This window comes from Pseudomonas sp. SDO52101_S400, from assembly GCF_054071635.1.
Map to the genome: position 1 here is coordinate 35,714 of NZ_JBSVWF010000050.1, position 12,684 is coordinate 48,397.

The 12,684-nt window shown below is 61.8% G+C and carries 11 protein-coding genes and 1 pseudogene; 6 read left to right on the forward strand and 6 right to left on the reverse strand.

All coding sequences use genetic code 11. The features are described from left to right. Nucleotides 1-5: 5 nt before the first annotated feature. From codB to ACW9HX_RS22250, 4 genes are all read right to left on the reverse strand, one after another. Nucleotides 6-1,277, reverse strand: a complete 1,272-nt coding sequence (gene codB, locus ACW9HX_RS22235) for a cytosine permease (RefSeq protein ID WP_457382269.1) — start codon at nt 1,275-1,277, stop codon at nt 6-8. A 240-nt stretch (nt 1,278-1,517) separates the two neighbouring features. Then, nucleotides 1,518-2,330 carry an alpha/beta fold hydrolase gene (locus ACW9HX_RS22240; protein ID WP_457382270.1) on the reverse strand — a complete coding sequence of 271 codons (813 nt, stop codon included), beginning with the start codon at nt 2,328-2,330 and terminating at the stop codon, nt 1,518-1,520. 84 nt (nt 2,331-2,414) lie between these two features. Next, entirely contained in the window at nt 2,415-2,771 is a 357-nt protein-coding gene (queD, locus tag ACW9HX_RS22245) for a 6-carboxytetrahydropterin synthase QueD (protein WP_007955941.1), read from the reverse strand. A gap of 86 nt (nt 2,772-2,857) precedes the next feature. Then, a complete protein-coding gene (locus ACW9HX_RS22250) occupies nt 2,858-3,937 on the reverse strand; it encodes a patatin-like phospholipase family protein (RefSeq protein ID WP_457382271.1) in 1,080 nt (359 codons plus the stop codon). A gap of 145 nt (nt 3,938-4,082) precedes the next feature. Here ACW9HX_RS22250 and ACW9HX_RS22255 point away from each other — a divergent pair, with 145 nt between their 5' ends. The 4 genes from ACW9HX_RS22255 to ACW9HX_RS22270 are packed head-to-tail and all read left to right on the forward strand — an operon-like array spanning nt 4,083 to nt 6,684. Next, entirely contained in the window at nt 4,083-4,391 is a 309-nt protein-coding gene (locus ACW9HX_RS22255) for a PepSY domain-containing protein (protein ID WP_457382272.1), read from the forward strand. Next, the gene (locus ACW9HX_RS22260; protein WP_457382273.1) at nt 4,391-4,702 is read left to right on the forward strand and encodes a PepSY domain-containing protein; all 312 of its coding nucleotides are present in this window, start codon (nt 4,391-4,393) and stop codon (nt 4,700-4,702) included. The genes ACW9HX_RS22255 and ACW9HX_RS22260 overlap by 1 nt, the downstream gene beginning before the upstream one ends. A gap of 3 nt (nt 4,703-4,705) precedes the next feature. Next, a complete protein-coding gene (locus ACW9HX_RS22265) occupies nt 4,706-5,374 on the forward strand; it encodes a response regulator transcription factor (RefSeq protein ID WP_457382274.1) in 669 nt (222 codons plus the stop codon). Next, nucleotides 5,371-6,684, forward strand: coding sequence for a sensor histidine kinase (locus ACW9HX_RS22270; protein WP_457382275.1), 1,314 nt, complete (start codon nt 5,371-5,373; stop codon nt 6,682-6,684). The genes ACW9HX_RS22265 and ACW9HX_RS22270 overlap by 4 nt, the downstream gene beginning before the upstream one ends. 215 nt (nt 6,685-6,899) lie before the next feature. Here ACW9HX_RS22270 and ACW9HX_RS22275 read toward each other — a convergent pair whose 3' ends face one another. After that, on the reverse strand, nt 6,900-7,655 hold the full coding sequence (locus ACW9HX_RS22275; protein ID WP_457382277.1) for a methyl-accepting chemotaxis protein: 756 nt from the start codon (nt 7,653-7,655) through the stop codon (nt 6,900-6,902). Nucleotides 7,656-7,757: 102 nt separating this feature from the next. Further along, nucleotides 7,758-9,047, reverse strand: a pseudogene (locus ACW9HX_RS22280) (HAMP domain-containing protein); the annotation flags it as partial. 313 nt (nt 9,048-9,360) lie between these two features. Here ACW9HX_RS22280 and ACW9HX_RS22285 point away from each other — a divergent pair. Together ACW9HX_RS22285 and ACW9HX_RS22290 are read left to right on the forward strand one after the other, a co-directional pair. Continuing rightward, the gene (locus ACW9HX_RS22285) at nt 9,361-10,677 is read left to right on the forward strand and encodes a Na+/H+ antiporter family protein (protein WP_064380903.1); all 1,317 of its coding nucleotides are present in this window, start codon (nt 9,361-9,363) and stop codon (nt 10,675-10,677) included. A gap of 121 nt (nt 10,678-10,798) precedes the next feature. Next, complete coding sequence (locus ACW9HX_RS22290; RefSeq protein ID WP_457382276.1) at nt 10,799-12,481, forward strand: methyl-accepting chemotaxis protein; 1,683 nt, start codon at nt 10,799-10,801, stop codon at nt 12,479-12,481. Nucleotides 12,482-12,684: the final 203 nt, after the last annotated feature.

Here is a 12,684-nt window from a genome sequence, read left to right on the forward strand (position 1 = left end):
TCCTTTTATAGATCTTGTAGAGGGGCGGCCGCGTTGCGGGCGCCGAGCAGGCCGGTCACTGCGATATACGTTAACGCGGCAACGGCGATCCCGACCAGCGGCGCGACCCAGGGCGAGCCGAACGCCGCGACGGTGCCGGCCGCGTAAGCCGCCAGCCCCGGCCAATTGAACGCCGGTAACCGTGCGTCGGCCAGGCGTGGATATTGACCGCGCCAGCGGAAGAAAAAGTCCGCCATGATCACCCCGCCAATCGGCGGAATCACCGTGCCGAGCAGGATCAGATAAGGCACCAGCATGTCGTACATGCCCAGCAGTGCGAGTGCCGTGCCGATCACGGCACCGACCAGGGTCACGGTCTTGCGGCGACCGGTGCGCAGCAGGTTGCAGCCAGCGACGGCGAAGTTGTAGATGGTGTTGTCCTGGGTGCTCCAGATGTTCAGTAACAGCATGGCCATTGCGGCCATGGCGAACCCTTGCAGCAGCAACACTTCAACCACGTCGGGCTGTTGATAGACGATTGCACCATAGGCGCCGATCAGCACCATCAGGCCGTTGCCGATGAAAAAACCGATCAGGCTGGCCAACACCGCGACCCGAGCCGAACGGGAAAAACGTGTCCAGTTAGTGGCCTGGGTCGCGCCACTGACGAAGGTGCCGAACACCAGCGTGATGGCGGTCGACCAGTCCAGCGAACCCGTCGGTACGACGCTGAGCAAACCATTGAGGCCGCCGACTTTCACGGTCGCGACCCACATCGACAGCATCAGCAGCAACATCATCGCCGGCACCGCGATGTACGACAGAATCTCCAGCCCGCGATAACCGACATAGGCCGTGGCGCAGAACACCAGGCCGAACAGCACCATCAGACCGAGCACCGTGCTGTCGTCCAGGGCGAAATATTTGCCGAGCACCACCGCTGCCGTGGCGGTGCCCCAGGCGTACCAGCCGATCTGGGTGAACCCGAGAATCAGGTCGCTGAGCTTGCTGCCGACTTCGCCGAAACAGAAGCGCCCCATCAGTACCGAGTTCAGGCCGCTCTTGAAGGCGATGTAACCCAGGCCTGCGGCGTACACGCCGAGCAGCAGGTTGCCGATGACGATGACGGCGAGCATTTCGCCGAAGTTGAACGCTACACCAAGCTTGCCGCCGGCAAACATGGTCGCGGTGAAAAAGGTGAAGCCCAGCAGCACCATCGCGGTGGAGGCGAGGCCTTTTCGCGCGTGCATCGGGACTTCGCTGAGGGGGTAATCGTTGCCAGGATCGTTCTGCGTCATGGGGCGTTCCTTGCTGAAAAGGGGAGGACGCGAAGAGGTTGCAGCGGTCGTGCCAGTCACGGATTGACGGGGTTATGTATAGACGAGGTGGCGGATTTGGCGCGAAAGCGGTGCGCCTGCATCCACCAAAGCACAAAGTGGGAGCCAGCCTGCTGGCGATGGCGGTGTGTCAAACAACGCAGATGTTGAATGTGCCGGCCCTATCGCCAGCAGGCTGGCTCCCACGGGTTATGTTTCGGCTCACAGGAACCGCAGCAGCGCAGCAACGATGGCTTCAGGCGCATCTTCCTGCACCAGATGCCCGGCATTCGGGATCGGATGAAACTGCGATCCGGGGATCATCTGATGCAAGGCCCGGCCGCGTTCGATGGGAATCCATTGATCCTCCTCGCCCCAGAGAATCTGCACCGGGCAGCGGATCGTCGGGTACAGCGGCTGCGCTTCCAGTGTGTAGCGCTGATCCATCTGCGCGATCTGCCGGTAGAACGCCGCTTGCCCGGGATAGCCCAGCCACGGCCGCACATAGGGCGCCAGTTCATCATCGGGGATATCCCGGTGAATGGCCCCGCGAATGTAGGCCGGCACGATGGCACGCTGGATGTAATCCGGCAGGCCACTGAACGCCGCCTCATGCTGGCGCACGTGCTGCACGAACGGCGAGCCCCACGGCGTCAGCGCGACTGGGTCGATCAGCGTCAGGGTGCGGTAATCCTTGCCGTTGAGCAGATGCGCGCGCAGGGCAGTGGCGCCGCCGAAGTCGTGGGCGACCACGTCCGGGCGTTGCAGGCCCCAGTGATCCAGCAGTTGCGCGAGCAATTCGTTTTGCACGCCGAGGGAGACATCGGCGTCCGGTTGCTCGGACCGCCCGTAGCCCAGCAGGTCGAAGTAATGCACTCGATGTGTGGCGAAAAAATGCGGCGCGATGCGATGCCACACGTAAGAAGAGAAGGGCGTGCCATGCACGAATACCAGCGGCGGGCCGTCGCCGCGCACCCCGTGGCGAATCTGTCGCCCATTGAAGTCAAAGACCTGATCCAGCAGCCAGTCTGTCATGGGCCTGTCCTCTTGGCGGGTTCGAGCCAAAAAGCATAGGCGTAAAAAAACCACCGGTCCCGGTGGTTTTTTGTGTCGCGGGATTTACTCGCCGCGATAGATGCAACCGCTGGTGCAGGTCTCGTGGATGCGGATCGCACTGAGTTCCGGCAGCAGGGGCTTCAATTCATTCCAGATGAATTTGGCCAGCACTTCGCTGGTCGGGTTCTCGAGGCCCGGAATGTCGTTCAGGTAGTTGTGGTCCAGACGCTCGTACAGCGGCTTGAAAATCGCCTTGATCTCGGAGAAATCACGGATCCAGCCGGTGTGCGGATCGAGGTCGCCGCTCAGGTGAATCGCCACTTTGAACGAGTGACCGTGCAGGCGTCCGCACTTGTGGCCGTCCGGTACGTGGGGCAGGCGGTGGGCGGATTCGAACGTAAATTCCTTGAAGATTTCCACAGTGATTTCAGCTCTGTTCAGATGGCGTTCGCCGCAGCGAATTCGGGCAGGCGGCGAGTTTACCAGCTTGTCCCCGGCTGTGCTGACTAAAGGGTCAGCAAGCGCTCGGCGAGGCGACCATTGGCAGTCAGCTCAAGGAATTCGTCGCCCAGCCGGCGGCTCTCGTCCATCGCCGCCCGCCAGTATTTCTGCCGGCTCGGTGCATCGCCCATGAAGCGCTTGAAGTCGTTACGGTCGGGGAGTTTGCCGTAGGGAAGACGCGCCAGGTATTCCTTGGACGGCGCCAGCAACAGCACGTCCTGCAAACGCTCCACCGAGGCTTTGCGCCAAGGCAAGGTCTTGTCGAACCAGCCCGGGATCACCCGGTCGGTGAAGTGCGGATAGAGCACGATGCCGTCGCCGCTGTAGGGCAGGTCGAGGTGATAGTCCAGCAGGCCGCCGTCGCGGAACGTGCCGGCACCGGCGCCCGGCAGGTCGCGTACGCCTTCCATGACCATCGGAATCGAACCGGACGCCAGCAGCGCCTGACGCAGGTTGCCGGCATTGAGGGTGACGAAACGTGACGGGAAATCGTTCAGCGCATGCACCGGCGGCGCCAGACGCGGGTCGTGGATAATCAGCCGTTCGAAGTGCCGCGACAGTCGAGCACGACCCCGCAGGTTGTCGGCGATCACTGAACCCAGCGCCAGCCCGAGCCGTCCGCGATGGTCATCCGCCAGCCCGCCGTGGCTTTTGACCACCATGATGTTCAAGCGGTAATGGGCGTTGTCGAGCAGTAGCGCATCGCGGCCGTCGAGCAGGTCATCGAGCATGCGCTGCGAGCTGCGGCTGACGTCGCTGATGGTCACGCCTTTGTTGAAGTTCTGCTCGGTGTACAGATGACCGAGGCGGCGAATGCCTTCGGCGGCATCCGGCAAACAGGCGCTGGCGAAGCGCCAGGAGCCCACCGACGCACCGATCAGCGAGCGCTCACGCGGCGCCGCCGGCAGCCACTCGCCGAACAGCGCCAGATCAAGCCCCTGAATCCCCAGCGCCTTCGGCCCACCGGCAGCACCGGGCAGGGTGCCGACGTCGGCGGCGTTCAGGCCTTGGGCGCGGATGCGTGCCATGGCGCGGGGGCCGGCCTTGAGGGTGAGGGCAGGGAACTTGATGTGGATGGCTGTCATACCGGTCTCGATCGTTAGCAAGCGAAGAATTATAAACACATGTTGCCGGCCCTGCGGCAGCGGGCTCGATGATGGCAATTCAGTTTCAGTTAAGTTCGCACCGTTATGGTGCCGGCTGTAGCGACACATAAAACACGGAGGCCCCATGAAAACCCTGACTGCCTTGAGCCTCGCCTCGTTCATCGGTCTGAGCGCGAGCCTCGCTCATGCCCGCGATCTTGGCCCGGACGAAGCCCTGCGCCTGCGCGACGCTGGTACTATCGTCTCCTTCGAGAAGCTCAATGCCACGGCGCTGGCCAGGCATCCGGGTTCCACCATTACCGACTCCGAACTGAAAGAGAAGTACGGCAAGTACCTCTACCAAGTTGATCTGCGTGATCCACAGGGGCTGGAATGGGATCTGGAATTGGACGCCGTCAGCGGGCAAGTGCTCAAGGATCATCAGGATACGTAATGAAGGTTAATGCTCGCGCCGCCAGTCGAACTGCGTTGGCGCTTTTGATTGTCTGCTCGGCGGTGACGGCCCGCGACCTCGATCAGGACGAGGCCCTGCGCCTGCGTCAGCAGGGGGTGATTCTGCCGCTGGAGCAAGTCCTGCATAACGCGCTGGATCGCTACCCCGGCGCCAAACTGCTGGAAGTCGAGCTGGAAGAAAAACACGACGTCTACATTTACGAAGTCGAGTTGCTGACCGTCGACGGTGTCGCGCGCGAGTTGCATCTTGAGGCCGCCACTGGCCGTTTACTGAAAGACAAGGAAGATTGACCGATGCGTTTGCTTCTGGTGGAAGACCACGTCCCCCTGGCCGATGAGCTGATCGTCGGCCTGCAACGCCAGGGCTATGCCGTGGACTGGCTGGCAGACGGGCGTGATGCGGTTTATCAGGGCCGCAGTGAGCCGTACGACCTGATCGTTCTCGACCTTGGTTTGCCGGGCGTGCCGGGCCTTGAAGTGCTGGCGCAATGGCGCGCCGGCGGGCTGGCGACCCCGGTGTTGATCCTCACCGCCCGGGATTCCTGGGCTGAGCGCATCGAAGGCCTGAAGGCGGGTGCCGACGACTACCTGACCAAACCCTTCCACCCGGAAGAGTTGCACCTGCGCATTCAGTCGCTGCTGCGCCGCTCCAAGGGCCAGGCCAACCAGCCGACGCTCAAGTCGGCGGGGCTGCATCTGGACGAGGGGCGCCAGTGTGTCGTGCGTGACGGCGCCGACATTCAGCTGACAGCTGCCGAGTTCCGCCTGCTGCGCTATTTCATGCTGCACCCGGAGCAGATCCTTTCCAAGAGCCACCTCGCCGAACACCTCTACGACGGTGAAACCGAGCGCGATTCCAACGTGCTTGAAGTCCACGTCAATCACCTGCGTCGCAAGCTCGGCAAAAGTGTGATCGAAACCCGTCGCGGTCAGGGTTACCTGTTCGGCGGACAAGCTTCGTGAGATCGATCCAGCGCCGCTTGAGCCTGGGTCTGATCAGCGTGATGGTGATCGTTGGCCTGGTGCTGGCGCAATCGAGCCTGTGGCTGTTCGAAGTGGGTTTGCAGCGTTACCTCGAGGCTGGCCTGCGCAATGACAGCGAGAGCCTGCTGGTGGCGCTGGTGCGTGGCCCGCAAGGCTTGCAGCTTGATGAACGGCACTTGTCGCCGGCCTATCAGCGGCCGTTTTCCGGGCATTATTTCCGTATCGATTTTGCCGAGAGCCACTGGCGCTCCCGCTCGTTGTGGGATCAGGAACTGCCGCTGCTTGAGCAGCCGGGCCTGCACAGCAACCTGCAACTGGGGCCGGACGGTCAGCAATTGTTGGTGCTGCGCTCCGACTATCGACGGCTTGGCCAATCGATCTCGATCAGCGTGGCTCAGGATTACACACCGGTGCGCGAAAGCTTCCAGCGCATGCGTCAGATCGGTCTGGGTCTCGGCCTGGTGGGGCTTCTGCTGATCCTGATTCTGCAACGACTGACCGTGCACCAGGCTTTGCGACCACTGGAAAGGGCTCGCGAGCAGATCGCTCAGTTGCAGCAGGGCCAGCGTTCACAACTGGATGAGCAGGTGCCGGCGGAACTGGAGCCGCTGGTTGCGCAGATCAACCATCTTTTGGCGCATACCGAAGACAGCCTCAAGCGTTCGCGCAATGCCTTGGGCAACCTCGGGCACGCGTTGAAAACCCCGCTGGCAGTGCTGCTGAGCCTGGCGTCGAACGAAAAACTCGATGCCCATCCCGAGTTGCGCAAGATCCTCAAGGAACAGCTGGAGCAGGTTCAGCAGCGGCTGAATCGTGAGCTCAATCGCGCCAGGTTGTCCGGCGATGCACTGCCGGGGGCGTTGTTTGACTGCGACGCGGAACTGCCGGGGCTGCTCGCAACGCTGAACATGATTCACGGCGAGCATCTGTCGTTGAGCTATGTGGCGCCACCCGGGCTGCATTTGCCGTGGGATCGCGAAGATCTGTTGGAACTGCTCGGCAACCTGCTGGACAACGCCTGTAAATGGGCGGATGCCGAGGTGCGGCTGAGCGTGATCGAGACCGCTGAAGGTTTTGTGTTGAGCGTGGAAGACGACGGGCCGGGGATTCCCGAGGCGCAGCGGGCTCAGGTGTTCAGCCGTGGGACGCGGCTGGATGAGCAGACCCATGGGCATGGGTTGGGGCTGGGGATTGTGCGGGATATTGTCGAGACTTGGGGTGGGGTTTTGGTGCTTGGCGAAAGCGAGTGGGGCGGGTTGAAGGTGGAGATTCAACTACCTCGGCGGTGAGCCTTCAAGAGCCCCCTCATCGGAACGCCGCCCGCCTAACCCTCTCCCGGAGGGAGAGGGAACTGACCGAGGTGGATGTGCGGGATACATCGACCTGAAAGCCTTCAGTCGAACTCAGGTTTGAACGGCATGAAGATCTGCTCCCTTTCCCCCTCGCCCCCCTGGGGAGAGGGTTGGGGTGAGGGGGTAAGCTTTTGATCTTCAGCAATCCCGCGTCAAACCCGAAACTGATCCATCAAACTCTGCTGCTGATTCGCCAGGCTATTGAGCGACTGACTCACCCGCGCCGATTCATTCGCCTGCCCTGACAGCGATTCCGTCACATCACGAATCGTCGCCACGTTGTTGTTGATCTCTTCGGCCACTGCGCTCTGTTCTTCGGCGGCGCTGGCGATCTGCAGGTTCATGTCGCTGATTACCGTCACCGCATCGCCGATCTGGCGCAGCGCGGTCACGGCCTGGCCGACCTGTTCGACGCTGCCCTGGGCCTGGCGATGGCTGTTGCCCATCGAACCGACCACGTCCTGGGTGCCGTTCTGCAATTGCTCGATGACCTGGCGGGTTTCCTCCACCGACTCTTGAGTGCGGCGGGCGAGGTTGCGCACTTCGTCGGCCACCACCGCAAAGCCACGTCCGGCCTCACCGGCACGGGCCGCTTCAATGGCGGCGTTGAGGGCCAGCAGGTTGGTCTGCTCGGCGATGGCGCGGATGGTTTCCAGCACGGTGCCAATCTTCTCGCTGTTGGCGGCCAGGCCTTCGACCTGGATCATCGCTGCGCTCATGTCGGCGGCGAGGTGGTCGATGCTGGCGGTGGTGCGGTCGATCACGGTCAGGCCCTGACGGGTAGCGCGATCGGCATCTTTCGCAGCTTCGGCAGCTTGCGCAGCGCTGCGGGCGACGTCCTGAGCAGTGGCGCTCATTTCGTGGGACGCGGTGGCGACCTGATCGACCTGACGGTATTGCTGCTCCATGCCGGCGCTGGTCTGAGTCGCAATGGCCGAGGACTGGTCAGCGGTGTTGCGCGCGTCCTGCACCGAGCGTTTCACTTCGGCGATGATCGGTTGCAGTTTGTCGAGGAAACGGTTGAACCAGCCGGCTAACTGGCCGAGTTCGTCTTTCTTGTCATAAGCCAGACGACGGGTCAGGTCGCCTTCGCCGCTGGCGATGTCTTCCAGCATGTGGGCCACGCCGAGGATCGGCTTGGTCACGCTGCGAGCCATCAGCCACACCAGCAACAGGCCGACCAGCGCGGCGAGCACGCCCAGACTCAGCTCGATCAGCGTGCCCGAGGTATTGCTGGCATCCAGTTGTTGCTTGAGCGCTTCGGCGCGGCTGACCAGGACTTTTTCCGGCACATCAAGCAGCACGCCCCAGGACGGCCCACCAGGGATCGGCTGGAACGGCGACAGCACTTTCAGCTGCGCATTGCTGTGCAGGCTGCTGACGGTTTTGCTCGAGGCCAGCAGGCGCAGCAGTTCAGCGCCGCTGGTGGTGTCCACCGCGTCGAGGCGCTGACTGAGTTTGCCGGCGTCCGGGCTGTAACCGGCGAGCAGGCCGGCGGGGCTGATGATGCTCACGGCGGTCTGGCCGTCATAGAGCTTTTTGCTGGCGCCCTGGCTGATCGCTTGCAGGCTGTTGAGGTTGATGTCCACCGACAGCGAGGCGATGACTTTGCCGTTGACCATCAGCGGGAACACGATGCTGGTCATCAGCACCTTTTGCCCGTCGATCACATAGAAGTAGGGTTCGATCACGCACGGCTTGAGCGTGGTGCGCGGGCAGGTGAACCAGGCGTTGGCGGCCTGGCCGCTGGGGCCGGTGCTGGTGTCGGCCATGTCGCTTTCCGGGAGTGCCATCGAGGTGACTTTGCCCGGTGTCGGCTGCGACCAGTACAAGGCGAAGCGGCCCTTGTCGTTGCTGCCTAATTCACTTTGTCCGGCGAACAGTTCGTCTTTGCCGTCCAGTGCGTTGGCTTCGAACACCAGCGACAGACCGAGCAATTCCGGGTTGGCTTGCAATGCCGATTTCACCTGACGGGTCATGTCTTCGCGCAGATCGAAGGCATCGAGGAAGCGCTTCTCGGCCTGTTCGCGCAGGAACAGCACCTGACGCGAAAAACCATGGCCATATTGATAGGCGTCCATGAACTGCTGGCGAATGCCCGCAGCCTGAACTTCGCCCTGGGATTCGATGCGCGCCTGGGCCGATTCGGTGAGCATTTCCATGCTCGAAGCTTTCACCAGTTCGGAACTGTGCTCCATGCGATACAGCGAAAGACCCACCAACAGGGTCACGATACCGGCCAGGCAGAGCCCGGCGAGCAGGGTGATTTTCCATTGGATGGAAAGTTGTCTGAGCGACATGGAAACGTCCTTATTCGATAAATATCTGAGACTTTGCACTGTAACGGCTGCGTTTCGACTTTCTTTATGGCGCAAATGCAATGGGGCGAATTGACGCACATTGTGGCGGATATGCCTTGTCAGAGAGTTTGATCATGGAAAGTTACACAGTGTCGCGACCGCTCGCTTTGACACTGCGCGCGCGCTGCGGCACAGTGCGCGCCCTTCTAATAAGACCCTCTATTCAAATCCGCTGGCGGCCTTCGGGTATTGCCGGGCGGACTCATCCTGTCTGGCGGTGATGATTTCATCGCAGTGTTCTTGAGGTAGTGAAATGAATGCAGTGATTGCTGCGGTCGGCGTCATGCTGATCCTCAGCCTGTCCCGGGTGCATGTGGTGATCGCGTTGATCGTCGGTGCGCTGGTCGGTGGCCTGACTGGCGGCCTGGGCATCGACGCCACGCTCAAGGCGTTCAACAGTGGTCTGGGCGGCGGGGCGACGGTCGCATTGTCCTACGCATTGCTCGGTGCTTTCGCCGTCGCGATTGCCAAGTCCGGCCTGGCTCATGCGCTGGCCGACAAGGCTTTGGCGATGGTCGATCGTCAGCATGCGACCGGTGGCGGCAGCGTCAAGTGGCTGCTGATCGGCCTGCTGTGGGTGGTGGCGATTGCTTCGCAGAACATCCTGCCGATTCACATCGCGTTCATTCCGTTGCTGGTACCGCCGCTTCTCTATGTACTGACCAAGCTGCAGCTGGATCGCCGGCTTATCGCCTGCGTCATGACCTTCGGCCTGATCACGCCTTACATGTTCCTGCCGGTGGGTTTCGGCAATATTTTCCTCAACGAGATCCTGCTGGCCAACGTCGCCCGCAGCGGCGTCGACATCAGCGGCATCAACGTCACCCATGCCATGGGCATTCCGGCGCTGGGCATGCTGGTGGGGCTGGGCATCGCCTTTATCAGTTATCGCAAGAAGCGCGTCTACGACCTGGGGAAAATCGAGCAGGTCGAGCAGGTGGCGGTGCAATACAATCCGCGGAGTCTGTTGATCGCCGGTGTCGCGATTGCGGCGGCCTTCATTATTCAGTTGTTGCTGGACTCGATGATTATCGGGGCGCTGGCAGGTTTCCTGATCTTTTCGGCGTCGGGCATCGTCAAGTGGCGCGAGACGGATGACCTGTTCACCGAAGGCATGAAGATGATGGCGATGATCGGCTTCATCATGATCGCCGCCTCCGGTTTCGCCGAAGTGATGAAGGCCACCGGTGAGGTTCAGACGCTGGTCGAATCGTCGGCGTCCTGGATCAATCACAGCAAAGGCATCGGTGCCTTGCTGATGCTGCTGGTGGGGTTGCTGGTGACCATGGGCATCGGTTCTTCGTTTTCCACGGTGCCGATTCTGGCGGCGATTTTCGTACCGCTTTGCGTGCAACTGGGCTTCAGCCCGATTGCCATTGTCTGCATCGTCGGGACGGCCGGTGCCTTGGGCGATGCCGGTTCGCCCGCGTCGGACTCGACCCTCGGCCCGACCTCCGGCCTGAACATCGATGGCCAGCACCATCACATCTGGGACACTGTGGTCCCGACCTTCCTGCACTACAACCTGCCGCTGCTTGCGTTCGGCTGGGTAGCCGCGATGGTCTTGTAAGCCCCAAACCAGATCGTTACTGCTGCGTGGTAACGATCTGGTCAAGACCCAGCTCAACTTTTGGTTTTGCGTGCCGTTAAAGCCTTTATCCACGCCAATAAAACCAAAAGAGTGAGCACCCATGCGCCTGAGTCTCAAGGCTAAAGTCCTGTCCCTTGCCGTCCTTCCGGTCTTGCTCTTCGCGCTGGTGATCAGCCTGACCACGCTGTTCATCCTCCAGGAACAGGCGCACAAGGAAGTCGAACAGACCCGCGAACGCCTGCTCGGCGACGCCAAGGCCACCCTGGCCAGCTACGTCGCCGTGGCCATGACCACCATCAAACCGCTGTACGACGCCGCCGCTCCCGGTGACGCCGACGCGCGGGCGCAGGTGATCAAACTGCTGTCGAGCATCAAGTACGGCAAGGACGGCTACTTCTTCGGCTACGACTCCGAGACCGTGCGTCTGTTCAAGTCCACCGATCCCGACGGTGTGGGCAAAAGCTTCAAGGACAACCGCGACCCGAACGGCGTCTACGTCAACCGCGACCTGGTGAAAGTGGCGAAGGACGGTACTCACTACCTGCAATACAGCTCGCCGCTGCCCGGTAACGCGCAGGTGCTGGTGCCGAAACTCGGTTACACCGAATACCTGCCGAAGTGGGACATGGCCTTCGGTACATCGGTCAACCTCGACGGCATCGAGGCGCAAGTGGCGCTGGTTCAGGCCCAGGTTCAGGAGCGCATGGAAGGCGTGGTGCTGAGCATCGTCGGCGTGGCGGTGATCGTGTTGCTGGTGATCGCGGTGGCGGGTCTGGTGCTGGCCAATACCATTCTGCGGCCGCTGACCCTGATGAAAGCCAACCTCGATGACATCGCGGCGGGCGAGGGCGACCTGACCCGCCGTCTGACCATCACCAGCCAGGACGAACTCGGCGAACTGGCCGGCTCGTTCAACCGCTTTGTCGACAAGATCCACGGCCTGGTGCGGCAGATCACCGAGATGACCTCGCAACTGACCGGGCTGGTGACGCAAGTGTCGGATCAGGCCCAGCGCTCGGATCAGGCCATGGAGCGTCAGCGCCATGAGACCGATCAGGTCGCGACGGCGATCAATGAAATGTCCGCTGCCGCGCAAGAAGTCGCCAAGAGCGCACAGAACGCCGCCGTCGCCGCGCAGCAGACCGACGAAGAAGGCCAGACCGCCAAGCGCGTGGTGGCCGGCAGCATCAAGCAGATTCATGCGCTGGTGGACGACATTCGCAGCAGCGGGGTTTCCCTCGACAGCTTGCAACAAGACGTGTCGTCGATTGTCGGCGTGCTCGGGGTGATTCGCTCGATTGCCGAACAGACCAATCTGCTGGCACTCAACGCCGCGATCGAAGCGGCACGGGCGGGCGAGGCCGGGCGCGGATTTGCGGTGGTGGCGGACGAGGTGCGGGCGCTGGCTTCACGCACGCAGATCAGCACTCAGGAAATTCAGGGGATGATTGATCGCTTGCAGGCGGGGACGCAGTCGGCGGTCGAAGCGATGCGCCGTTCCAGCGAGGCGGGTGATGGTACATCGGCGCAAGCCAATCAGGCGGGGGCATCGCTGGATGCCATGGCGGATCTGATTGCGACCATCAACTCGATGAACGCGCAGATCGCCAGTGCTGCCGAAGAGCAGACGGCCGTAGCGGAAGAGATCAACCGCAGCGTGCATCAGATTGCGGTGGCGGTGGATAACGTGGCGGATGAGACACAGTTGGGGGCGCAGACTTCGCGCAGTCTCGCGGAGTTGGGGCAGCGGCTTGGGAAGTTGGTGGGGCAGTTCCGGATCTGACCCCCAAAGGCCCCCTCACCCTAACCCTCTCCCGGAGGGAGAGGGGACTGACCGAGTAGTCTTGCGTTATACATCGACCTGAAAAAACAGTCGATTTTGGATTCAAAGCAAATCCTTCAGGTCGGCGTACTTCTCCAATATCCCCCAATCGGTCCCCTCTCCCTCCGGGCGGTCCGACGTTTCGGGAGGGTTAGGGTGAGGGG

Coding starts and splice junctions, on each gene's coding strand:
- ACW9HX_RS22260 (WP_457382273.1), top strand. CDS start 4,391: ATGAAGGTTAATGCTCGCGCCGCCAGTCGAACTGCGTTGGCGCTTTTG.
- ACW9HX_RS22290 (WP_457382276.1), top strand. CDS start 10,799: ATGCGCCTGAGTCTCAAGGCTAAAGTCCTGTCCCTTGCCGTCCTTCCG.
- ACW9HX_RS22250 (WP_457382271.1), bottom strand. CDS start 3,937: ATGACAGCCATCCACATCAAGTTCCCTGCCCTCACCCTCAAGGCCGGC.
- ACW9HX_RS22275 (WP_457382277.1), bottom strand. CDS start 7,655: ATGGAGCAGCAATACCGTCAGGTCGATCAGGTCGCCACCGCGTCCCAC.
- ACW9HX_RS22255 (WP_457382272.1), top strand. CDS start 4,083: ATGAAAACCCTGACTGCCTTGAGCCTCGCCTCGTTCATCGGTCTGAGC.
- codB (WP_457382269.1), bottom strand. CDS start 1,277: ATGACGCAGAACGATCCTGGCAACGATTACCCCCTCAGCGAAGTCCCG.
- ACW9HX_RS22240 (WP_457382270.1), bottom strand. CDS start 2,330: ATGACAGACTGGCTGCTGGATCAGGTCTTTGACTTCAATGGGCGACAG.
- ACW9HX_RS22265 (WP_457382274.1), top strand. CDS start 4,706: ATGCGTTTGCTTCTGGTGGAAGACCACGTCCCCCTGGCCGATGAGCTG.
- ACW9HX_RS22285 (WP_064380903.1), top strand. CDS start 9,361: ATGAATGCAGTGATTGCTGCGGTCGGCGTCATGCTGATCCTCAGCCTG.